General features: G+C 74.2%; 24 protein-coding genes and 1 pseudogene. 15 read left to right on the forward strand and 10 right to left on the reverse strand.

Features of this window, described 5'->3' with window-relative positions:
* The first annotated feature begins 138 nt into the window (after window positions 1–138).
* The 3 genes from ABTZ03_RS41825 (at window position 139) to ABTZ03_RS41835 (ending at window position 2059) form a co-directional block, all read left to right on the forward strand.
* Complete coding sequence (locus ABTZ03_RS41825) at window positions 139–732, forward strand: DUF5753 domain-containing protein (protein ID WP_350518501.1); 594 nt, start codon at window positions 139–141, stop codon at window positions 730–732.
* 77 nt (window positions 733–809) lie between these two features.
* On the forward strand, window positions 810–962 hold the full coding sequence (locus ABTZ03_RS41830) for a hypothetical protein (protein ID WP_350518502.1): 153 nt from the start codon (window positions 810–812) through the stop codon (window positions 960–962).
* Between the two features lie 8 nt (window positions 963–970).
* Window positions 971–2059, forward strand: a complete 1089-nt coding sequence (locus tag ABTZ03_RS41835) for an rRNA adenine N-6-methyltransferase family protein (protein ID WP_350518503.1) — start codon at window positions 971–973, stop codon at window positions 2057–2059.
* 68 nt (window positions 2060–2127) lie between these two features.
* Here the strand turns inward: ABTZ03_RS41835 and ABTZ03_RS41840 are convergent, their stop codons facing one another.
* The 4 genes from ABTZ03_RS41840 to ABTZ03_RS41855 form a co-directional block, all read right to left on the reverse strand.
* The gene (locus ABTZ03_RS41840; RefSeq protein WP_350518504.1) at window positions 2128–2502 is read right to left on the reverse strand and encodes a VOC family protein; all 375 of its coding nucleotides are present in this window, start codon (window positions 2500–2502) and stop codon (window positions 2128–2130) included.
* 22 nt (window positions 2503–2524) lie between these two features.
* The gene (locus ABTZ03_RS41845) at window positions 2525–4138 is read right to left on the reverse strand and encodes a protein kinase domain-containing protein (protein WP_350518505.1); all 1614 of its coding nucleotides are present in this window, start codon (window positions 4136–4138) and stop codon (window positions 2525–2527) included.
* A gap of 578 nt (window positions 4139–4716) precedes the next feature.
* Window positions 4717–5841, reverse strand: a complete 1125-nt coding sequence (locus tag ABTZ03_RS41850; RefSeq protein WP_350518506.1) for a hypothetical protein — start codon at window positions 5839–5841, stop codon at window positions 4717–4719.
* Window positions 5838–6755 (reverse strand): RNA polymerase sigma factor, encoded by a 918-nt coding sequence (locus ABTZ03_RS41855; RefSeq protein WP_502894763.1) that lies wholly within the window; start codon window positions 6753–6755, stop codon window positions 5838–5840. Before ABTZ03_RS41855 ends, ABTZ03_RS41850 begins: the two co-directional genes overlap by 4 nt.
* A gap of 418 nt (window positions 6756–7173) precedes the next feature.
* On the opposite strand from ABTZ03_RS41855, the gene ABTZ03_RS41860 reads away from it, so the two are divergent.
* The 4 genes from ABTZ03_RS41860 (at window position 7174) to ABTZ03_RS41875 (ending at window position 10477) form a co-directional block, all read left to right on the forward strand.
* The gene (locus ABTZ03_RS41860) at window positions 7174–7857 is read left to right on the forward strand and encodes a hypothetical protein (protein ID WP_350518507.1); all 684 of its coding nucleotides are present in this window, start codon (window positions 7174–7176) and stop codon (window positions 7855–7857) included.
* Between the two features lie 166 nt (window positions 7858–8023).
* Complete coding sequence (locus ABTZ03_RS41865; RefSeq protein WP_350518508.1) at window positions 8024–8785, forward strand: VC0807 family protein; 762 nt, start codon at window positions 8024–8026, stop codon at window positions 8783–8785.
* A 127-nt stretch (window positions 8786–8912) separates the two neighbouring features.
* A complete protein-coding gene (locus ABTZ03_RS41870) occupies window positions 8913–9644 on the forward strand; it encodes a tyrosine-protein phosphatase (RefSeq protein ID WP_350518509.1) in 732 nt (243 codons plus the stop codon).
* A gap of 71 nt (window positions 9645–9715) precedes the next feature.
* The gene (locus tag ABTZ03_RS41875; RefSeq protein ID WP_350518510.1) at window positions 9716–10477 is read left to right on the forward strand and encodes a Clp protease N-terminal domain-containing protein; all 762 of its coding nucleotides are present in this window, start codon (window positions 9716–9718) and stop codon (window positions 10475–10477) included.
* 66 nt (window positions 10478–10543) lie between these two features.
* On the opposite strand, the gene ABTZ03_RS41880 is transcribed toward ABTZ03_RS41875, so the two are convergent.
* A complete protein-coding gene (locus ABTZ03_RS41880) occupies window positions 10544–11035 on the reverse strand; it encodes an NUDIX domain-containing protein (protein ID WP_350518511.1) in 492 nt (163 codons plus the stop codon).
* A gap of 103 nt (window positions 11036–11138) precedes the next feature.
* Between ABTZ03_RS41880 and ABTZ03_RS41885 the strand changes: the two genes are divergently transcribed.
* Complete coding sequence (locus ABTZ03_RS41885) at window positions 11139–11495, forward strand: hypothetical protein (RefSeq protein ID WP_350518512.1); 357 nt, start codon at window positions 11139–11141, stop codon at window positions 11493–11495.
* Here ABTZ03_RS41885 and ABTZ03_RS41890 read toward each other — a convergent pair.
* From ABTZ03_RS41890 to ABTZ03_RS41905, 4 genes are all read right to left on the reverse strand, one after another.
* Entirely contained in the window at window positions 11403–12398 is a 996-nt protein-coding gene (locus ABTZ03_RS41890; protein ID WP_502894764.1) for a sigma-70 family RNA polymerase sigma factor, read from the reverse strand. The two genes, ABTZ03_RS41885 and ABTZ03_RS41890, sit on opposite strands and share 93 nt — an antisense overlap.
* A 110-nt stretch (window positions 12399–12508) precedes the next feature.
* Window positions 12509–12754: a hypothetical protein gene (locus ABTZ03_RS41895; protein ID WP_350518514.1), complete on the reverse strand. Its 246-nt coding sequence runs from the start codon at window positions 12752–12754 to the stop codon at window positions 12509–12511.
* 116 nt (window positions 12755–12870) lie between these two features.
* Window positions 12871–13137 (reverse strand): UBP-type zinc finger domain-containing protein, encoded by a 267-nt coding sequence (locus ABTZ03_RS41900; RefSeq protein ID WP_350518515.1) that lies wholly within the window; start codon window positions 13135–13137, stop codon window positions 12871–12873.
* A 37-nt stretch (window positions 13138–13174) separates the two neighbouring features.
* A complete protein-coding gene (locus tag ABTZ03_RS41905) occupies window positions 13175–14116 on the reverse strand; it encodes a helix-turn-helix transcriptional regulator (protein ID WP_350518516.1) in 942 nt (313 codons plus the stop codon).
* 166 nt (window positions 14117–14282) lie between these two features.
* On the opposite strand from ABTZ03_RS41905, the gene ABTZ03_RS41910 reads away from it, so the two are divergent.
* Both ABTZ03_RS41910 and ABTZ03_RS41915 read left to right on the forward strand, forming a co-directional pair.
* Entirely contained in the window at window positions 14283–15044 is a 762-nt protein-coding gene (locus ABTZ03_RS41910; protein ID WP_350518517.1) for an SDR family oxidoreductase, read from the forward strand.
* A gap of 60 nt (window positions 15045–15104) precedes the next feature.
* Window positions 15105–17825, forward strand: a complete 2721-nt coding sequence (locus ABTZ03_RS41915; protein WP_350518518.1) for a lysylphosphatidylglycerol synthase domain-containing protein — start codon at window positions 15105–15107, stop codon at window positions 17823–17825.
* 35 nt (window positions 17826–17860) lie between these two features.
* Here ABTZ03_RS41915 and ABTZ03_RS41920 read toward each other — a convergent pair whose 3' ends face one another.
* Window positions 17861–18058: a hypothetical protein gene (locus ABTZ03_RS41920; RefSeq protein WP_350518519.1), complete on the reverse strand. Its 198-nt coding sequence runs from the start codon at window positions 18056–18058 to the stop codon at window positions 17861–17863.
* Window positions 18059–18269: 211 nt separating this feature from the next.
* Between ABTZ03_RS41920 and ABTZ03_RS41925 the strand changes: the two genes are divergently transcribed.
* From ABTZ03_RS41925 to ABTZ03_RS41945, 5 genes and pseudogenes are all read left to right on the forward strand, one after another.
* Complete coding sequence (locus tag ABTZ03_RS41925) at window positions 18270–18749, forward strand: carboxymuconolactone decarboxylase family protein (protein WP_350518520.1); 480 nt, start codon at window positions 18270–18272, stop codon at window positions 18747–18749.
* A 161-nt stretch (window positions 18750–18910) separates the two neighbouring features.
* The gene (locus tag ABTZ03_RS41930) at window positions 18911–19555 is read left to right on the forward strand and encodes a class I SAM-dependent methyltransferase (RefSeq protein ID WP_350518521.1); all 645 of its coding nucleotides are present in this window, start codon (window positions 18911–18913) and stop codon (window positions 19553–19555) included.
* Window positions 19552–20136, forward strand: a complete 585-nt coding sequence (locus ABTZ03_RS41935; RefSeq protein WP_350518522.1) for a TrmH family RNA methyltransferase — start codon at window positions 19552–19554, stop codon at window positions 20134–20136. Before ABTZ03_RS41930 ends, ABTZ03_RS41935 begins: the two co-directional genes overlap by 4 nt.
* Window positions 20137–20297: 161 nt before the next feature.
* A complete protein-coding gene (locus tag ABTZ03_RS41940; RefSeq protein ID WP_350518523.1) occupies window positions 20298–21227 on the forward strand; it encodes an ABC transporter ATP-binding protein in 930 nt (309 codons plus the stop codon).
* Window positions 21221–21617, forward strand: a pseudogene (locus ABTZ03_RS41945) (hypothetical protein); the annotation flags it as partial. The gene ABTZ03_RS41940 and the pseudogene ABTZ03_RS41945, both read left to right, overlap by 7 nt.

Raw genomic sequence — 21617 nt, forward strand, 5'->3', positions numbered from 1 at the left:
CACGGATCCCCCGGTGATCATGAAGCGTAGAGAACTCCATGATCGGGTGAGCCGTGCCTGCCTTGCTGCAACCACCTACTGGCGGACGCCCTAAGAGTGCCGGCTGCGCTTGTCCAGGAGGTCTCGTCACTGGCGCGGTTGGCACATACCGAATGGCAGGACAAGCGCGCCTCCTGGCGGCGGGGCGTCGAGAAGCGCCAGGCCGAGCTGGCGTCGCTGGAGGCGGACGCCACGGAGCTGCGGTACTTCCTGCCAGCGATGATCACCGGTCTGCTGGCGACGCCCGAGTACATCCGGGCGAGCCTGAGTCACTCCCCGGGCGACAGGACGGCCGTCATCAGCCGCAAGCTGGAGCGCCAGGCGGTGCTCTACGACGAGTCGAAGTCGTTCACGTTCCTGCTCACGGAGCAGGCGGTGAACTGGGCGCTGATTCCACCGCCCGCCTTGGCCATCCAGATCGACCGTCTCGCATCGCTTTCCCATCTGCCAGCGGTCCGAATCGGATTGATTCCGCAAGGAACGCTCCTCACCCGGGGTCCGATGAACACGTTCACGGTGTACGACGACCGCCTCGTCACCGTGGAATCGTTCACCGGCCGCATAGTGTTTCGGGATCCCCGGGACATCCTGCACTATCGTGAGATCTTCGCAATGTTCGAAGATTGCGCCCTGTTCGGCGATGAAGCACGCGTCAAGCTACGCGAGTGGGCCGACCGCTACCGAGATCTTTAGTCGACCTCGGGAATACCGTCGAGAAACTCCCCGGAATTCTCCTAATCTGCTCCTCACCCACACAGGAGGGAACGCACATGGGAAAACACGACGGAGGCCCGGGCAACGACGGACCCGGCAAGGCCGGCGGGGGCAGCGGCGGGAGCCACTCCGGGAAGCCGGACACCGCGCCGCAGGACGGGCAGCGGGACGCGCCGCCGACCAACCTGCCCAAGCCGTCGAAGCGGTAGGGGAATTGATGACCTGGGACGAACTGACCGACGCGCTCCTCCGCTCCGGGGCGCTGTCGGGGGACTGGGAGAAGGTCTTCCGGGCCACTCCGCGTGAGCTGTTTACGCCGGATCGGATCCTTCACGAGGGCGCGTGGATCGACCGGGGTGAACAGCCGGGGCGCTGGGACGAGTTGGTGAACTCCGACCTTCCGTTGGTGACGAAGGTGTACGACGGGAGCGAGACGCCGTCGTCGTCCAGCTCGATGCCGACGGTGGTCGCGCAGATGCTTCGACACCTCGATCTCTCCGAGGGCATGCGGGTGTTGGAGGTGGGCACCGGGACGGGATGGACGGCCGCGTTGTTGTCCCGTCGGGTCGGCGACGACGGTGTGACCAGCGTCGAGGTGGATTCCGGGCTCGCGGGCCGGGCGTGGGAGCGGCTCCGGTCGGTCGGACTCCGGCCCACGGTGCTGGCCGGGGACGGCATGCTCGGCCACGCCGAGGGCGCTCCGTACGACCGGGTGCAGTTCACGGCGGCGGTACAGCGGCTGCCGTCCGCGATCATCGAGCAGACGGCCCCGGGCGGGATCATCCTGGTGCCGTACGGCACGCCGTTCTGCAACGGGGCGTTGCTGCGGCTCACGGTGGCCGAGGACGGGCGGTCGGCGAGCGGTCCGTTCGTCGAGGACGTGGCGTTCATGTGGGTGCGCGACCAGCGTCCCGACAGCGGGGAGTTCGACGTCGAGGACGTCCGGTACGGCCCCTCCCTGCTGGACCCCGCCGAGGTGGGCGAGCAGACCGATGCCGCCTTCGCCATCGGCCTGCGGCTCCCGGACGTGTTCCGCCGGACCGTCTGGGCCGGCTTCGACCGCTTCGGCACCGGCCGGGCCGAGGTCTGGGACGGGCAGTCGTACGCCCACTGCCGCCTCGCCGACCGGGACGGCCCGCACGCCGTCTCCCAGTCGGGCCCGCGCAGCCTGTGGGACGAGGTGACGGCGGCGCACGGCTGGTGGGTCCGCTCCGGCAGGCCCGGTCTCACCCGGCTCGGCATGACGGTGAGCGTGACGGGCGAGCACCTCGCGTGGCTGGACGAGCCGGGCAACGTCCTGGACTGATCCGGCCCTCGTACACAGGAGTTGTCCACAGGCTGTGGACAACTCCTGTGTATTTCGGCTGTGGATTCTCAGCCGTGGCTGGTGTCGATGACGCAGAAGCGGTTGCCGTCCGGGTCGGAAAGGACGACGAAGTCCGGGTCCTCGGGGTAGAGATCCCAGTCGACGTCCTGCGCGCCGAGGGCGAGCAGGCGCTCGACCTCGGCGGCCTGGGCGGCGGCGTCCCCGGCGTAGAGGTCGAGGTGCACCCGGGGGTGCTCCTGGACCGGGGACTCGCTGAAGCCGAGCGCGAGTTGGACGCCGGTCGCGCCGGGAGCGGGTTCGAGGACCGTCCAGTCGTCCTCGACCAGGCCGCCGCGCGGGACGTAGCCGAGAGCCGCCGTCCAGAAGGCGACGGCGCGCGGCATGTCGGAGATACCGAGGACGAGGGAACCGATCGTCAGCATGCCCTCATTGTGGCGGACGTGATCAGTAGTCGTCCTGCTGCTGGAGGTTGGCCGCGGTGTGGAGGGTCGCGTACAGGGCGGACAGCCGGGCGTTCCAGTTGGCGTACGTGGGCGCGTCGATGGCGTGCTTCTTGCCCAGGTCCCTGATGGTCTTCTGGGCGTCCTTCAGTGTCTGGGCGGCGTCGTCCGGGTTGCCCTCGTTGAGCCGCGCCGAGGCGTCGTCGAGGGTCCGCAGCAGGTCCATCTGCTTGTCCCGCTCCTTGGCGATCTGCGTCTGCGCGACCGCCTGACGGAAGGACTGCAGCTGGAGCTCGGCGGGCTGGTTGCGCGGGACCACCTGGGTGGGGGCCGCGGTGGGCAGCGCGGACGGGCCGGTGGGGGCGGCCGTGGGCGCGGCCGAGGCCTGGGTGGGGGCCACCGTGGGAGCGGGGGCGGCGGTCGAGGAGACCGCGGGCGGGGCCGCCTTCTTGGTGGCGGTGGCCGCGGCGTTGCCGGCCGGCTCGTCGAAGGCGGTGACGGCCAGGGCGGTGACCCCGGCGAGGCCGACGATCCCCAGGGCGCCGAGGACCAGGGGCTTGCGGCGGCGGTTCCGGGCGGGCGCGGGTGCAGGTGCGGGCGCGGGCCTGGGGTGCCCGGCGGGCGGCATGACGGGCAGCGCCGGCATCACCGAGGTGGCCGCCGGGGGTTGGGGCGGGAGCAGGGTGGTGTGCTGCTGGTCCTGGTGCGCCGGGTACGCCGGGTACCCCGGGGCCACCGGCGGCAGCAGTTGGGTGGCGGCGGACGTGGCGAGCAGCTCCGCCGTCGGGTCGCCGACCGCCAAACCCGGAACGGTGGACAGCAGTTCGGCCCGGGCTGCGGTGGCGTCGGCCGGGCGGTGGGCCGGGTTCTTGGCGAGCAGGCGCAGCACCACGGCGTCCAGCGCGGGCGGCAGCCCCGGGCGCCGCACCGACGGCGGCAGCGGCTGCTCACTGACGTGCTTGAAGGCGATCGCCACCGGGGTCTCGGCGGTGAACGGGGTCTCGCCGGTGAGCATCTCGGTCAGCACGCAGCCGACCGCGTAGAGGTCGGTGCGGCCGTCCAGCGCGGAGGCGGTGGCCTGCTCGGGCGAGAGGTAGGCGGCCGTGCCGAGCACGCTCGCGGTCTGGGTGAGGTTGCTGGAGGAACCGGCCCGGGCGATGCCGAAGTCCACCACCTTCACACCGCCGTCGTCGGTGATCATGATGTTGCCGGGCTTGATGTCCCGGTGCACCAGCTGGGCCGCGTGCGCGACCGCCAGCGCCTCGCAGACCGCCGCCGCGATGCCGACCGCGCGCTCCACCGGCAGCTGCGGCTGCTGGGCCAGCACGGCGGCGAGCGAGCGGCCGTTCACCAGCTCCATGACGATGAACGGGGTGCCCTGGTCCACTCCCGAGTCGAAGACCATCACGATCCTCGGGTGCACCAGCATGGCGGCGTGCTGCGCCTCACGGCTGAACCGCTCGGCGAAGCGGGGATCGTCGGCGAGGCCCCCGTTGAGGACCTTGACGGCCACCTGGCGGCCCAGCACGCGGTCGAACCCGCGCCAGACGGTGGCCATGCCGCCGACGCCGAGTATCTCGCCGAGTTCGTAACGCCCGTTCAGCGCCCGTCCGATCACCAGGAACTCCCCTCACGTGCGGCGCCCGGGGTCCCGGGCCGCCTCGTGCACCTGTGCACGATAGCCGCCTCGTCAGTGGGGATGGCCCCGGGTGGTGAGGGGGTTGCGGCACGGGCGGGGGGAAGTGGTGCAGGCCGCCGAGGGGCGTGCGGGCAGGCCGGAGAGCCCCGGGGCGGGGCCGCCCTGGGGGTGACGGCCGCCAGGGCACAGGGGGTGCTCCGCCCCGGGGACGGCGTCGGCTGCGCGTGGCCGCCGAGGGTGGCGGCCGGGGGACCGGGCAGCGATCCCCCGACCGCCGGTCGGGAGTGCGGCCCGCCCTGACTGCGGGCGGGCGGGCCGCACGTTCCGGACCGACCGGAGCCGGTGGCGCGTCCGGGGAGAGCGCCTGCCGGTCCGGCCGGAGCCGGCCGGGTGGACGGTGGGCACGGGGGAGCCGACCGGCCACCCGGAGTTCGGGTGGTTGTGCGTCCTGCGGTTCCTGCGGTTACTGCGGTTCCTGCGGTTCCTGCGGGTGGTTCGGTCCGGGTGGGCGACGAGCCCGGGGGGAATCGCTCGCCGCCCACCCGGAGTTCTGGGGGTCATCTCCGGGCCGATTGACCGTCCTCGGAGGTATGGGTTCTGCTCGGTCGGACGTCCGGGAGGGTGGGGACGGTGGAAGGGACCGGGGCGGTCACGCCGCCCCTGCCGGGCTTGGCGCCGTTGCCGCCGCCGTCCTGGCTGTTCCCATCGCCGTTTCCGCCGCCGTTTCCGCCGCCGTTGGCGTTGCCGCCGCTGTTGGCGTTGCCCCTGCCCTGGTCACCGCCGCCCTTGCCGGGCCCCTTGCCGGAGCCGGAGCCGGAGCCGTGGCCGGAGCCGCTCCGGCTCGGGCTGCCCTGCTGCGGGCTGCCGCCCTGGTGGTCTCCGTCCTGGCCGCCGCCCTGGTCACCGCCCCGGCCGCCGTCGAGGGCACCCGCGCAGAAGTCCAGCACGCCGTCCGCCCCGCCGGCCGCCGCGATCAGCGGGGCGAAGGACGGGTCGGCGGCCAGCCGGTCGGTGCGGTCGCCCTTGCCCGTGCGGTCCGCGAAGCCCCGGCAGAGCGGGACCAGGGCGGCGGGCGGGGCGGGGTGCTCGCCGTGCCCGTCCGCCGTGGGACCGTCGGGCGTACCAGGGGCGGTGGGGCCGGTCGGGAGGACCGCGTGCGGGTCGGCCTGGGCACCGGCCGACGGCCGGGCGGAGCCGCTCGGGGACGCGGAGGCCGAACCCGGGACGGCGGGGCCGCCCCGCGGGGAGCCGGCCGGGCCGCCCGGGGTGGCGACCGTCGGCTCGGGCTCGGACGGGCCGCCGCCCAGCGCGGACGGCAGGTTCCCGGTGCCGGCGGCGACCGCGACCCCGCACAGCGCGGTGGCGCCGAGCACGGCGGCAGCGGCCTTCGTGCTGAAGGCCCTGGCCAGCGCGGCGGTTGCCATCGATCGTCTCCGGACGGGGGTCACAACGGGGTCGGGCGTGAGACTCGCCTCCCGGAACGCGGCCAGGGCGGCCTCCTCCCCGGCCAGTTCCGCGGCCGTCGCCGGGGCGGCGGCCGCGGCCAGCACCCGGGCGAGTTGCCCGGGACCGTCCGCTCCGGTGAGCGAGGCGTCCTGCCCGGCCGACGGGCCGCCCACGGCACCGCCGAGCAGGTGCTCAGCGGCATCACGGTCGATCCGGCGGGATCGGTTGGTGCTCATCTCATGTCCTTCAGCGTCGCGGCCCGGCGTTCTGTCACACCCTGCGGAGAACTTTTTTTCGTGGGTTTCCGCGCAGGTCCCGCAGCGGGTTGCCGCACGGCCTCGTTGGTGCTCTCCCCCGGGCTGCGCTCCGCGTCTCCGGCCGCAGCTCCGGCCGTAGCTCCGGCCACAGCTGCGGTCGCGTCTCCGGCCACAACCCCGGCCGCAACCCCGGCCGCAACCCCGGCCGCCGCTCGGGCCGCCGGGATCCCCGCCGCGAAGGGCTGGTCCAGCAGCTTGGCCAGCCGCCGCAGCCCCCGGTGGGCGGCCATCCGGACGCTGCCGGCCCGCTTGCCGAGCACCTGGGCGGCGCTCTCCGCGTCCAGCTCCATGACCACTCTCAACAGCACCGCCTCGGCCTGGTCGCGCGGCAGCCGGGAGATCAGCGCCAGCGCGTCGGCCGTCCCGACGGTGGTGAGGGCCGCGCGCGCGGTGTCGTCCCCGGCGGCCAGCTCGACCAGGTACTCGTACGGAAGGTCGGTGACCGGACGGCGGCGGCGGGCCCGCAGGTGGTCCATCGCGCGGTTGCGGGCGACGGTGGCGGCCCAGCCGCGGAAGCCGTCCCCGTCGCCGGAGAAGCCGCGCAGGTCGCGGGCGATCTGCAGCCAGGTCTCGGAGGCGATGTCCTCGGCGTCCTGGACGTCCTCGGGCCGCCCGCCGACCAGCACCCTCAGGTAGCGCAGCAGGCCCGGCTGGACGGTCCGGAAGAGCAGCCGGAACGCCTGTTCGTCCCCCTGCTGCGCGGCGCGGACCGCCTCGGTCAGGTCGGCGGGAGCGGGACCCCCACCACCCGGTGGCGGGCCGGCGGGCGGTACTGGTCCGGACCGTCCGAGGGGGCTGCCGGTGCCCGCTCCGGGGCGTTCTGCACTCTGCACCCGCCACATGATGCGCCATCCGGGCGAACGGGCCGGCTCCGGCCGAAGGACCGGGCGGGCCGGGGCCAAGGTCCCGTCGGCGGCTGCCCTTCGCCCGCAGCCCCGGGGCGGCGGTCCCGTCTACGTTGTCGGTAGGCGAATCGATCCGGGCCGCGCGCGTCCGGACGCCGGGCCCGCGGACGTGCCCGGTGACGTGCCGGATGACGTGCCCGGTGACGTGCCCGAACGCACCGCCGTGACCCCTCGACCCCTTTGCCGCCCTACGGAGCCGTGACCCCGTGGGGCCACCGTGCCCGTCTCCCTGGTGCCCGGCCGAAGGGGGTGGCCGGAGCGTGTCCGGGGCAGCCGTACGACCCACGACGACCGCGCGACCGCACAACGCGACGACCGACCGCGACGACCAGCAGGAAAGAGCAGCATGACGACCGCCCACGAGCTCCACGCACAAGGCCTGCGCGAGCACCTCGCGCCCGCCCTGCGTGCCCTGGGTCTCGCCGGGCGGCTGCGCACCTTCGACCTGCCGGACGACACCCACTGGCTGCTGATCGGCCTGGTCGAGCGTCCCGCCGCCGACCGGGTCGCGTTCACCTTCGGGCTCGGCCTGGTCCGGCGCTCCGACTGGGCGCTCACCGCCGCGCCCGGGGACCGTCCCGACCCGCGCGTCCGGTACGGCTTCGAGGTCTGGCGGGCCCGGATCGGCGAGGTGCTGCCGATCGGCGAGGACGTCTGGTGGGAGGTGCTGCCCGGACCGCGCTGGCAGCTGCCGCTGGACGACGCCGTCGCCGCCGTACGCGACTACGCGCTGCCGGAGCTGCGACGTCGCGCCGCGGCGGACCACGCTCCCGGTGGTGGGCCGTACCTCTCCCCCACCGAGCTGGAGGACGTCAACGCCGCGCTGCTGACCGCCTCGGTGGCCCGGGTGCAACGGGCCGAACTGGCCGACGGGGCACTGCTGTTGACCGGCGCCTGGACCCGGGGGGACGGCGTCGCCCGGATCGTCCTGGCCGGGGCCGCGCAGGGCTTCCTGTCCGCCGGGGACGAGCGGTTCAAGAGCGTGCGCTGTGTGGACACGCTGGGCCGCGCGCTGTGGACCTTCCCCTAGGAGACCCGGAGAACCGCAGGTCGGCGCAGGCGTCACGGTCCGCACCGTGACACCTGTCATGCGGATCCGGCAACGGACGGCACTGCTCTGACGGAGGGTCGGAGCGAAAAACTGGAGGCACGACGCGGGCAGCAGCCCGCGGCCACCAGTCGGGGAGGAACCCACCATGAGCAGCCAGACCGTCAGCGCCGCCGCCTCCGCTCCCGCCACCGCCCTCACCGTCCCGGCCCAGGGCGCCCCGGCCACCGGGTCCACCGCGGCCGCCAAGGAGCCGAACCCGCTGGCCTCCGGGCTCCGCCCGCTCGCCCTCGACGTGGCCGCCCCGCTGGTCGGGTACTACCTGCTGCACTCGGCCTGCGGCCTGAGCGAGTTCGCCGCGCTGGCCTGGAGCAGCGTCTTCCCGGCCGCCCGGACCGTCCTCGGCCTGCTGGGCGAGCGCAAGCTCAACCTGTGGGCCGCGCTGATGCTGACCGTCAACCTGGCCGGCCTGGCGCTCACCTTCGTCACCGGCGACGCCCGGATGATGATCGCCAAGGACGGCGGGCTGAGCGGCACCGTGGCGGTGGCGGTCCTGGTCTCCGCGGCGATCGGCCGACCGGTGATGACCTCGGTGCTGATGCCCTTCCTCACCAAGGGCAAGCAGGACCGCGCCGCCGCCTGGCAGCGACTGGTCGAGGGCCGGGCGAACGCCTCGAAGGCCTTCCGCCGCCACGAGCGGGTGTTCTCCGCGATCTGGGGCACCGCGCTGCTGGGCGAGTGCACGGCCCGGGTGGTCGGCGCCTTCACCCTGCCGGTGTCGACCATGGCCTGGCTGTCCACCGTGTTCATGATCGGCGCGATCGTGGCCGGTTCGATGCTCGGTCAGATCGCGGCCGACCCGATGGAGAAGCTGCTCGCCGCCGAGACCGAGGCCCCGACCGCCGCCTGAGCCGACCGGTCCTCCGAACGTACGGCCGGTGTCCGGGGTTCGAACGATCAGGAACCATCGGGATCTCCCGGGAGTCCTGATAACGAGGGGGTAACGGACCCCCGACCGAGGAAACGGGAGCCCCACCATGCGGACCGACGCGCTGACCACCACCGAGGACCGCACCCTCGTCTGGGACGGCTGCCTGAACGTCCGCGACCTGGGAGGGCTCCCCACCGCCTCCGGCCGGCCGACCACCCGCGGCGCGATAGTCCGGGCGGACAACCTGGACCGCCTCACCCGCGAGGGCTGGGACGCCCTCCTCGACCACGGTGTCCGCACCGTGGTCGACCTGCGCAACGCCGAGGAGTACAAGCCGCTCCTCCCGCTCCCCGAGGACGTCGAGCTGATCCGCGTCCCGCTGGACGAACTGGCCGGCCCCGCCTGGTGGGAGGCCCACGGCCGACTGGACGGCACCCCGCTGGCCTTCCGCCCGTACCTGGAGCACTGCCCGCACGCCGCGGCCGCGCTGATCACCGCGATCGCGGACGCCCGACCCGGCGGACTGGTGGTGCACTGCGGCGCCGGCCGTGACCGCACCGGCCTGGCCGCCCTGCTGCTGCTCGCGCTGGCCGGGGTCGACCGGGCCGCGATCGCCGAGGACTACCTGCTGAGCGGCCCCAACGTCCGCCCGCTGTACGGGATGCTCGGCCTGCCGGACCCGTACCGGCGGATCGACGCGGCGCTGGCCGAGGCCGGCACCACCGCCGAGGCCGCCCTGGCGGCCACCCTCGAAGGCCTCGACCCGGCGGGCTACCTGCTCGCGGCGGGGGCCACGCCCGCCCGGATCGCCGCCGTCCGGGACCGACTGCTGGCGTGAACACAAACTACCCGGCAGTAAGCGTCAACTGATGGTTGACGATCCTCGGATCGACAACCTACGGTTGACGCATGGAGAATCCCATCGTTCCCAGCACGACTCCGCTGCGCCTCGACGACCTGATCGCCGCGATCAAGAAGGTCCACCCCGACGCGCTCGACCAGCTCTCCGACGCGGTCATCGCCGCCGACCACCTCGGAGACCTCGCCGACCACCTCATCGGCCACTTCGTCGACCAGGCCCGGCGCTCCGGCGCCTCCTGGACCGACATCGGCCGCAGCATGGGCGTCAGCAAGCAGGCCGCCCAGAAGCGCTTCGTCCCCAAGGACCCCGGTGCCGTGAACGACCTCGACGCCAGCCAGGGCTTCGCCCGGTTCACCCCCCGGGCCCGCAAGGTCGTGGTGGCCTCGCAGGAGGAGGCCCGGAAGGTCAACAACGCCGAGATCACCCCCGAGCACATCCTGCTCGGGCTGCTCTCCGAGCCCGAGGGCATCGGCGCCAAGGCGCTCACCGCCCAGGGCGTCACCCCGGAGGCCGTCCGGACGGCGGCCACCGCCGCACTGCCGGACGCCGCCGCAGAGACGGTGCCCGCGCTCATCCCGTTCGGCGCCCAGGGCAAGAAGGTCTTCGAGCTGACCTTCCGCGAGGCGCTCAAGCTCGGGCACAACTACGTCGGCACCGAGCACATCCTGCTCGCCCTGCTGGAGCTGGAGGCCGGCGAGGGCGTCCTCGCCGGACTCAAGGTCGACAAGCCCGAGACGGAGACCTTCGTCTCGGAGGCCATCGCCGCCATCATCGCCGCCCGGGACGCCGCCGGGCCCGAGCAGCAGTGACACCACCGCAGCGACCGCGCCACGGGGGGAACTCCCACCCGTGGCACGGCACTTGTGGATGACGGCTCAGAAGCCGGAGACGTGGGTCGAGACGATCCGGACCCGGCCGTCGACGGCCGCCTCCAACGCCGCCCGCAGCCGGGCCGAACGGGCCGGGCCGAGGAGTCCCAGGGCCTCGTCGACCGGGGCCCAGCGGTGGGTGTCCAGCTCGCCGGCCGGGACGGTCACGGGGGTGTCGTCCGGGACGGTGCCGAAGTCGAACATCAAGTGCTCGGCCGGGTGGTCGAGTTCGTCGGAGGGGTGGGTCCAGGAGATGGCCAGCAGCGGGCCGGCCTCCTTGACGATCCCGGTCTCCTCCTCCAACTCCCGCGCCGCGCACTCCACCGGGCCCTCGCCGAGGTCGATCGTCCCGCCCGGGAACTGCCAGTGCTCGCGGTACCCGGCCTTCACGATCAGGATCCGGCCGGACTCGTCGCGCAGCAGGCAGCCCGCCGCCGCGTAGATCCGGGGCAGGGACGCCAGCCACTCCTCGCGGGATCTCAAGGGCTCAGCCGTCACGGTGTTCCTCCTGGGGCAGGGCGGGTTCGGTCGACCCCACTCTCCCACCGGACCGATGAGTCCGGTGCCCGGGAACGGTCCAACCCGCATGGAGAACAGAGCGATGCAGCACACGGCGGACGACGCCGTACTGACCTGCGACCTGGGCGCCCTCACCGCCCCCGACCTGGCCGTCGTCGACGCCCTCGCCCGGCTGCGACTCGCCGCCGCCCGGCACCGGGTGACGGTGGTGCTGCTGAACGCGGGCGGCCCGCTGCGGGAACTGCTCGCGTTCAGCGGACTCGCGGCGGTGCTGCCGGAGGCGGTCGCTCCCCTGGATCCGTCGGACCTGCTGGACCCGCTGGACCCGCTGGACCCGCCTACCTCCCTACTCGGCCGGGAGCCGGGCCGGGAGGCCGAACAGCGGGAACAGCACGTCGGTGTCGAGGAAGTTGGTGAGCCCGGTGATCCGGCCCCCTGACACCTCCGGCACGATCAGCGACCACGGCTCGTGCCCGCCCTCCGGGCTCGGCCGGTACTGCGCCAGGGCCGGACCGCCGTTGGCCGTCACCCGGAGCAGCCGGGAGCCCCGGCAGCCGTGCCCGGGACCCAGCATCCAGGCCCGGATCTCCTCCCGCCCGCACAGCCACATCGAGTACGGCGGCATGTTGAGCGTGACGTCCTCGTGCAGCAACGCGGCCAGGCCGTCCATGTCGTACGCCTCGAAGGCGCGGACGTAGCGGTCCAGCAGCGACCGGTGCGCCTCGTCCAGCGCGGCTGCCGGGCGGGCCGCCGCGGCGTCGGAGGCGAGCACCGCGCGCGCCCGCTGCATCGCGCTGTTCACCGACGCGACCGTGACGCCGAGCAGTTCGGCCACCTCGGCGGCCCTCCAGCCGAGCACCTCGCGCAGGATCAGCACCGCGCGCTGCCGGGGCGCGAGGCGCTGCAGCGCGGCGACGAAGGCCAGCTTCACCGACTCGCGCTGGGCGGCCACCTCGGCCGGATCCCCCGTCTCGGGGAGCACCCGGCCGTCCGGCGCCGGGCCGATCCACGTCACCTCGGGCAACTGGGTGCCGTGCGCGGTGGCCACCGTCACCGGACCGGCGAGGTCCATCGGACGGGCCCGGCCGTTGCGGCCGTGCAGCGCGTCCAGGCAGACGTTGGTGGCTATTCGGTACAGCCAGGAGCGCAGCGCGGCCCGCCCCTCGAAGCCCCGGTGCCCGCGCCAGGCCCGGATCATCGTCTCCTGCACCGCGTCCTCGGCCTCGAAGACCGAGCCGAGCATCCGGTAGCAGTAGCCGGTGAGTTCGGTGCGGTAGCGCTCCAACTGGAGCTCGACCGGCTGCTCCGGCTTCTCCGTGATCAAACCGGCCACATCGGCCATGGTGCGCCCCCGTCGTCCCGCCGCGTGCTGGTGAACGGGACGAACGTAGCGCACCCCCCTGACAATCCACCTGGGGCCGTGGGCTGGTGGGGCGCGGCCGGGCCCGGGTCTCAGTGGGCTGAGTGCTTCTCCGCGCCGCGGTGCCGGTGCCCCTTGAGCTCCGCGTGCACCGCCGGGGCGGAGTGCGGCACGGCGGACGCCGCGTCCCTTCCGCCGTGGCGGAACGGGTCGCCGGAGGTGCTCCCGGCGGCCGTGAACACCGTTCCGGTCTGCGGCTTCGGTCCGAGTCGGCTCGGCGTGCTCGCCATGCCGCGGCGCTCCAGCAGCTCCTGGGTGCCCGCTGTTCGCTTGGTCATCGTCGGCCTCCCTTCGGCGGCCGCGGCCGGACGGGTACCGGCGGAAGGGGCCGCATGGGCGTTATGCCCGGATTTTAGTCGGATTATCGGCCGGCGCCACTGCGGCGTCCGCGGACTCAGCCCATGAGCTCGTGGACGTAGCACCAGCGCCAGTCCTCCCCCGGCTCGTAGGAACGGATCACCGGGTGGGAGGAGTTGTGGAAGTGCGCGGTCGCGTGCCGCTGCGGCGAGTTGTCGCAGCAGCCGATGTGGCCGCAGTCCAGGCAGACCCGCAGGTGCACCCAGTCCCGGCGGCCCTGGGCCAGGCAGTCCGCGCAGCCGTCGGTGGGCGGGGCGGGCTCGATGTCCTGGGGGGCCATGGCGAGGTCTTCGCAGGCGCTCATGGTGGAAGGCTATGACGGCCCGGGCCGGGGCGCCCGCTCAGGACGGGTCCGAGGCCTCGGCGGCCGGACCGGGCACGGCGTCGGGCACCGTCTCAGGCACGGCGTCGGGCACGGCGTCGGGCACCGCGTCGGGCACCGCGTCGGGCACCGCCGTCCAACTGGCCAGCAGGGCCAGCTTCTGCGCCGTGGGCGAGCCCGGCGGGGCGGTGTAGACGACCAGCACCTGGTCCGGCGAGCCGTTGATCGTCAGGGTCTCGTAGCCGAAGTCGAGCTCGCCGACCAGCGGATGGTGCAGCAGCTTCACGCCACCGGTCTTCTCCCGCACCAGGTGGTCCGCCCAGAGTCGGCGGAACTCCTCGCTGCGCAGCGACAGTTCGCCCACCAGCGCGGCCAGGGCCGGGTCGTCGGGGTGCAGTCCGGCGTCCCGGCGCAGGTAGGCGACGGTCTCCGCGGCGACCGCCCCCCACTGGCGGTAGAAGGTGCGGGCGGCGGGGTCGAGGAAGCCGTCCCGGGCCTGGTTGGGCGGCGTGCCGGGCCGCGCGCCCGCACGCTCGGAGAAACCGTTCACCGCGTCGCCCAGCGCGTTCCAGGCCAGCACGTCCATCCGGCGGCCCAGCACGAAGGCCGGCACCCCGGTCATCAGGTCCAGCAGCAGCCGCGTCCCCGGACGGAGCCGCCGGTCCCCGCGCGCCCGGCCGGCCGCGGCCCGCGGCGGGCGGTTCAGCGACCGCAGGTGCGCCGCCTCCGCCTCGTCCAGGCGCAGCACCCGGGCCACCGAGTCCAGCACCGCGTCCGAGGCGCTGCCGCCGCGGCCCTGCTCCAGCCGGACGTAGTAGTCCACGCTCACCCCGGCGAGCTGCGCCACCTCCTCCCGGCGCAGGCCCTGCACCCGCCGCCGGCCGTGCGCGGGCAGACCCACCTCCTCCGGCTGGATCCGGGCCCGACGTGAGCGGAGGAAGTCCCCCAGGGTGTTCTCCATGCCAGGCAGGGTAGCCCCGGGACGGCGGCGCGAGGGTGGTACTGCGCTACCCAGGAAACGGTTACCGGGGAAGGGAGTTCCGGGGAAGGACACGGCCCTGGGTGGGCCCGCGGCACCGGCGCAGAGTGGTCGGCGTCAGCCCGCCAGCCCCGGACAGGAGCCCCCGATGAGCTACCCCGCCCTCGCCACCCGCACCGCCGTCGTCACCGGAGCCGCCAGCGGCATGGGCGCCGCCACCGCCCGGCTGCTCGCCGCGAACGGCGCCCGGGTCGCCCTGCTCGCCCGCCGCACCGACCGGCTCGACGCGCTCGCCGCCGAGCTCGCCGCCGCCGGCGGACAGGCCCTCGCCGTCACCGCCGACCTCACCGACCAGGCCTCCGTGGACACCGCCGCCGAGGCCGTCCACGACGCCTACGGCCCGGTCGACCTGGTGGTCAACAACGCCGGGGTGATGCTGGCCAACCCGCTCGCCGACGGGCGGATCGACGAGTGGACCCGGATGGTCGACACCAACCTCACCGGCGCCCTGCGGATCGTCCGCGCCTTCACCGCCGACCTCACCGCGGCCGCCGCCGACGGCCGCACCGCCGACCTGGTCAACGTCTCCTCCATCGCCTCGCACGTCGCCTTCCCCAACTACGCGGTGTACGGCGCCACCAAGGCCGCGCTCACCCAGCTGTCCGCCGCCCTGCGCAGCGAACTCGGCCCGCAGGACGTCCGGGTCGGCGCGATCGAGCCCGGCCTCACCGACACCGAACTCGGCGGGCACATCGACAACCCGGAGCTGCGCGAGCAGCTCGGCGGCATGTTCGCCGCGATCCCGGCACTGGGCGCGGACGACATCGCGGACCTGATCGCCTACACCGTCAGCCGCCCCCGGCACGTCAACCTGCGCCACCAGGTGGTACTGCCGACCCGGCAGGCGTGACGGACGGGGACGAAGGGATCCCCGCTCCCGCGGCACGGGTGGCATGGGAGCATGCCACCCGTGGCGATCGTGACGGGGAGAACGAACGGCGACACCGGCGGGGGCGACGGTGCGGACGCGGCCGGGCGGACGGATACCGGCGGGGGCATACCCGGCCCGGGCGCACCCGGGCGGGCGGACAGCGGCCGGGGCATATCCGCCCCGGGCATACCCGGCAGGGGCATACCCGCCCAGGCGGGCGGCCCCCGCCGACGGGCCCGACCGCTGTCCGACACCGGCCGGGTCCGGCAGCCCGTCGCCCTCATCCGGCTGCTCACCGGGCTGGTCGCGATCGCGCTCACCCTGCTGCTCGCCGACTACGCCCGCGCCACCACCGGCGGCTTCGCCGCCGACGTCGCCGAAGCGGCCTCCCTGGTGCCCCGGCCGCTGGCGAGCCTGGCCGGCGGGCTCACCACCGCCGCCGTCCTGCTGCTGCCGGTCGGACTCGCCGTCCGCCGCCTGCTCGGCCCGGACCGCCGCCGCGCCCTCCAACAGGTCTCCGACGGGCTGCTCGCCGCCGTCACCGCGTACGGCGCCACCCTCGCCCTCGACCTGTGGGCCGACGACCTCGCCCCGACCACCCTGCTCAGCGCGCTCACCCAGCGGCTGCCCGGCGACGTCCTCGGCCACACCGAACCGGTCTACGGCTACCTCGCGCCCGTCCTCGCCTTCATGACCGCCTCCGGCGACCGCGAACGACGGGTGCCCTGGGCCGTCCTCGCGCTCTCCGGCCTCGCCGGGCTCAGCGGCGGCTACGCCACCCCCACCGCGCTGCTGCTCGGCGTGCTGATCGGCTGGACCGGCGCCCACGGCACGCTCTACGCCGTCGGCACCCCCGACCCGCGACCGCTCCCCGGGGAGGTCCTGCGCGCCCTGCGGGACAGCGGGCTGCGGCCCGTCGAGGCGATCGCCGTCGGGCCCGACCGCTACCGGATCCGGCAGGCCGACGAACGGCCCGGACTCGACGTCCAGCTCCTCGACCGGCAGGCGGTCACCGCGGCCGCCGTCCAACGCGCCTGGCGCCGGCTGCGGCTGCGCACCGCCCCGCACCCCCGCGCCCTGCGCTCACCGCGCGCCGGACTCGAACACGAGGCCCTGGTCACGTACGCGGCCCTCGCCGCGGGCGTCCGCACCCGCCGGATCGCCGCCACCGCGGGACTCGGCCACGACACCGCGCTCATCGCGTACGAGCACCTCGCCGGACGCACCCTCGACCGGCTCGACGACGCCGAGATCACCGACGACCTGCTCACCGACGCCTGGCGCCAGCTCGCCCTGCTCCAACGCCGGGAGATCGCCCACCGGGCCCTCGTCCCCGGCTCCCTGCTGGTCGACGACACCGGCGCGGTCCACCTCGTCGACTTCGCCGACGGCGACATCGCGGCCAGCGAGCTCGTCCTGCGCTGCGACATCGCCCAACTGCTCACCACCCTCGCCCTGCGCGCCGGCGCCGCCCGCGCCGTCCGCACCGCCACCGCCGTCCTCGGCCCCGACCTGCTGGGCGCCGCCCTCCCGCTCCTCCAGCCCATCGCCCTCGCCCGCTCCACCCGGCAGTCGCTCAAGCGCCGGGCGGGCGGCGGCGCGGCGGCCGGGGCCGTGGCGGGCTCGGAGGTCGTGGCGGGCTCGGAGGTCGTGGCGGGCTCGGAGGCCGTGGCGGGCTCGGAGGTCGTGGCGGGCTCGGAGGCCGTGGAGGCTGCCGAGACGCCCGGCGACGGCGCGTCCGGGCCGGACGGGGGCCTGCTGGAGGAGATCCGGGCGGAGGTGCTGCGCGGGCGTCCGGAGGTGGTGGGACGTCCGGTGCGGCTGGAGCGGTTGCGGCCGCGGACCCTGCTGGCCGTGGTCGGCGGGGTGGTGGCCGGGTCGCTGCTGATCCCGCCGTTCTTCGCGGCGGAGGACAACCCGGTCGCGGCGCTGGCGGACGCCGACCCGTGGTGGCTGCTGCTGGCGCTGATGGCGGCCGGGGCGAGCCACGTGGCGGCGGCGATGGGGTTCGTCGGGTTCGTGCCGGAGCGCTTGAACTTCCGCAACGTGGTGCTGGCCCAGGTCGCCGGGGCGTTCGTCAAGCTGGTGTCGCCCGGTGGCGTCGGCGGGATCGCCCTGAACACCCGGTTGTTGCAGCAGGCCAACGTGCCGATGGCGCAGGCGCTGTCGAGCGTCGGCGTCGGGCAGTTGATCGGACTGGTGCTGCACCTCCTGCAACTGGGGGCGTTCGTCTACCTGGTCGACGCGCAGCCGGGCGGCTCGGAGCTGGACGCACTGCCCACCGTGGTGGCCGGGCTGGTGGCGGCCGCGGTGCTGCTGGCGGTGGTGTGGTCGATCCCGTCGACCCGGCACTGGCTGGCGACCCGGCTGCGGCCGCTGACGGCCGAGGTGCTGCCGCGGCTGCTGGACCTGCTGCGGAACCCGGGACGGCTGGGGGTGGGCGTGGCCGGGCAGCTGCTGGTGTCGCTCTGCCTGATCGCCTGCCTGTACTGCTGCGTCCGCGCGATCGGCCGGGAGCCGTCCTTCGCCGCGGTGGCGGTGGTGTTCCTGGTGGGCAACGCGGCGGGCAACGCGGCGCCGACCCCGGGCGGGGCCGGCCCGCTGGACATGGCGCTGATCTACGGGCTGCAGCAGTCGGCCTCGATGGAGCAGGGCGGGGCGTCGGCGGCGGTGGCGCTGTACCGGCTGCTGACGCTGATCCTGCCGGTGCTGCCGGGCTGGGCGGCGATGGCCTGGTTGCAGCGCCGGAAGGCGCTGTAGCGGGGCGGGCGGGGCGGGCGGGGCGTCGGGAGCTACTACTCCCGGTAGTCGTCCTCGTCCAGCTGGACGACCCGGCTCTGCTCGGCGGCGTCCGCGACGTCGGTGGCCGGGTCCGCACCGAGGGCCCGGCGCTCGGCGACCTCGTCGTACTCCTCCCCGGCGGGCTCGTCCTCGTCGGGCTCGACGGCCTCCACGGCCTCGTCGATCAGGTAGTCCTCGTGGTTCTGCGGCATGGCGTCCGTCCTCACTCTCGGGAGGCTCCCAGGGCCCGGATGGCGGTACTCGCAGTATCCGCCGCCGGGCCCGCCGACGCGACGTGCCGGGGCCCTTCCGGCGTACCGCCGGGGGTGCCGTGAGGGGTTCCGTGAGGGGTGAAATTGACCCATGAATTGCGTGTCCGAATGACCCGTGAGAGGGGTTCATTCCGCTCCTAGAGTCATAGCCATGACGACGAACGACACCACCGCCGCCGCCACCACGGCCACCGCCCGCCTCGACTACGCCCGAACCGTCCCCAAGGTGTTCCGCGCGATGATCGCCCTGGACGCCGCCGCCCGCGCGGGCCTGGACCCGGCGCTGGTCGAGCTGGTGCAGATGCGCACCTCGCAGCTCAACAACTGCGCGTACTGCCTGGACATGCACGCCAAGGACGCCCGCAAGGCCGGCGAGACCGACGAGCGGATCTACCTTCTGCCGGTCTGGCACGAGGCCCCGGCCGGCGTCTACAGCGAGCGCGAGCGGGCCGCGCTGGCGCTGGCCGAGGAGATCACCCGGATCGGCGGCGGGGTCTCGGACCCGGTGTACGCCCGGGCGGCCGCGCACTTCGCCGAGGAGGAACTCGCGCAGCTGATCTCGGTGTGCTTCACCATCAACACCTGGAACCGGATCAACATCGCCACCCGCAAGACCCCGGGCACGCTCTGACCAGCGCGCCCGGACGGAACGGGCCCCGGGCCACCGGGGGTACGATCGGTGCCGTACCCAGGGCCCGACCGACCCGACCGGTGGCCCCGACGGCCCGCCGCCGTCACGCACGACGGCCCCGGAGCGGCGGCCCGCACGAACGACAGGGAAACAGGGAAATCATGTCCGGCTCGCACTACTTCTCCAGTGCACCCGAGGTGGCCAGCGAGCGCCGGCCGATCACGGTCTCGCTCCCGGACCTGACCCTCGAACTCACCACCGACGCCGGGGTGTTCTCGCACGGCCGGCTCGACCAGGGCACCCGGATCCTGCTGGAGCACGCCCCGCCGCCGCGGGTGCGCGGCCCGATCCTGGACGTCGGCTGCGGCTACGGCCCGATCGCGCTGACCTGGGCGACCCGGCGCAAGCGGCTGCCGGTGTGGGCGGTCGACGTCAACGAGCGCGCGCTGGGCCTGGTCCGGCTGAACGCGGAGGCGCTGCGACTGGGCAACGTCCAGGCCGCGCTGCCGGACGAGGTCCCGGCGGACCTCCGGTTCGCCACCATCTACTCCAACCCGCCGATCCGGATCGGCAAGGCCGAGCTGCGCGGGCTGTTGACCCACTGGCTCGGCCGGCTGACCCCGGACGGCTCGGCGTTCCTCGTGGTGCAGAAGCACCTGGGCTCGGACTCGCTGCAGAAGTGGCTGAACGACCAGGGCTATCCGACCTCCCGGGTCGCGTCGGTCAACGGGTTCCGGATTCTGGAAGCGCGGCCCCGCCCGGAAGCGGGCGAGGGCACCGAAAGTGGACGGGGAACGACGTCGTGAAGCAGTTGCGCGGGACCGAACTGAAGCGACTGCACCGCTCGTGGCGGCGCAGCAACGAGTCCCGGCTCGCGATCATCCTGGAGAACCTGCAGTCGCCGTTCAACGTCGGCTCGGTGGTCCGGACCGGGGCGGCGATGGGCGCCGAGAAGCTGTACCTGACCGGGGACACCCCGTCGGTGCGGTCGAGCGGCGCGCAGAAGGCCGCGATGGGCACCGACAAGTACCTGAAGGTGGAGCACTTCCCGACCGTCGCCGAGGCGGTCGCGGCGGCGAAGGCCGACGGCTTCAAGGTGGTCGGGCTGGAGCTGGCGGACGACGCGGTGCCGATGTTCGCCGCCGAGCTGACCCCGGCGGTGGCCTTCGTGCTCGGGCACGAGGACCGCGGGATCACGCCCGAGGCGCTGGCGCTCTGCGACCAGGTGGTGTTCGTGCCGCAGCTGGGCCGGGTCGGCTCGCTGAACGTCTCGGCGGCGGCGACGGTGGCCTGCTACGAGGCGCGTCGGCAGGGGTACGCGATCAGCGGCACGCCGGACGGGAGCGACGCCGGCGACCTCGGGGGCGACTTCGGGGACGACGACTGATCCTTGGGTGTTCTGAGTCGCTGACCCTCGGTCAGATGATCGGATGAGCTTGGGGGGTGTGCCGAAAGGCCCACCCCCCAGGCGTTTTCCGGGCCGGAAGCCGTCGGATATCTGCCGAACGGCAGATGTGCGGCGGCGGCCCGCGCGAAAGCATTCCGAACGTGACCGAACTCCAGATCCTCGACCTCACCAAGCAGTACCGCGGCGGCAGACGCGCCGTGGACTCCTTCACGCTGACGCTCCGGCCCGGCGTCCTCGGCCTGCTCGGGGCCAACGGCGCCGGGAAGTCCAGCCTGATGCGCATCCTGGCCACGGTCACCCGGCCCACCTCGGGGCGGGTGCTGTGGGAGGGGGTGGACATCGCCCGCCGGCCCGGGCCGCTCCGCCGCGCCGTCGGCTACCTGCCGCAGGACTTCGGCGGCTACCCCCAGCTCACCGCCCGCGAGTTCCTCGCCTACCTGGCCGCCGCCAAGGGGCTGCGGCGGCGCTCCGCCCGGGCCCGGATCGAGGAACTGCTCGCCCTGGTCAACCTCGCCGACGCGGGCGGCCAGCGGCTCGGGGCGATGTCCGGCGGGATGCGCCAGCGGGTGGGCATCGCCCAGGCGCTGCTGAACGACCCGGCGCTGCTGATCGTGGACGAGCCCACGGTCGGGCTGGATCCGGAGGAGCGACTGCGCTTCGGCAGCCTGCTCAGCGGGCTCGGCGCCGAGCGGATCGTCGTGCTGTCCACCCACATCGTCCCGGACGTCGCGGCCACCGCCGACCGGATCGCGGTGATGGGCGGCGGGCGGCTGCTCCACCACGGCAGCGCGGAGGACCTGCTGCGCGAAGCCGAGGGCTCGGTCTGGGAGTTGACCGTCCCGGCCGACCGGCTCGCCCCGCTGCGCTCCCGGTTCCTGCTCGGCGGCACCACCCGCACCCCGCAGGGCGTCCGGGCCCGGGTGCTGTCCCGGCACGCGCCCGCCGCCGGGGCGCGGCCCGTACCGCCCCGGCTGGAGGACGCGTACCTGCTGCTCACCGCCGACACGGGCGGGGGCGCGGCCGCGGGCCGGTCCGCCCCCGGGCGGCCGGAGGAGGTGACGGCGTGGTGACGCGCCTCGGGGCGCTGGCCCTGGCCGACTTCCGGGAGCGCCGACGGCGGCCCGGCTACCTGGTGGTGCTGCTCGGCACGCTCGCGCTCGGGCTGCTGGCCGCGCCGGTGGGCGACTCCCGCTGGGAGGTGTTCCAGGTGACCGACCTGCACGGCCGCTACACCAGCGGCTATGTGGGGACGGTGACGGCGCTCGGCGGCGCGGTCTGGCTCTCGCTGGCGGGCTTCGGGATCGCCCGCGGCACCATCGGGCGGGACGAACACAGCGGGGTCGGCACGCTGCTCGCCGCCACCCCGCTCAGAAAGTGTTGGGTAAGTGATCAACTCCGTGGCGTGATGCATGCCGGTGATCTTCGCGGTCTGGGGACCCGCGAAGATCACCGGCATGTGT

This window comes from Kitasatospora sp. NPDC096077 (genome assembly GCF_040303245.1).
Taxonomy (GTDB): Bacteria; Actinomycetota; Actinomycetes; order Streptomycetales; family Streptomycetaceae; genus Kitasatospora.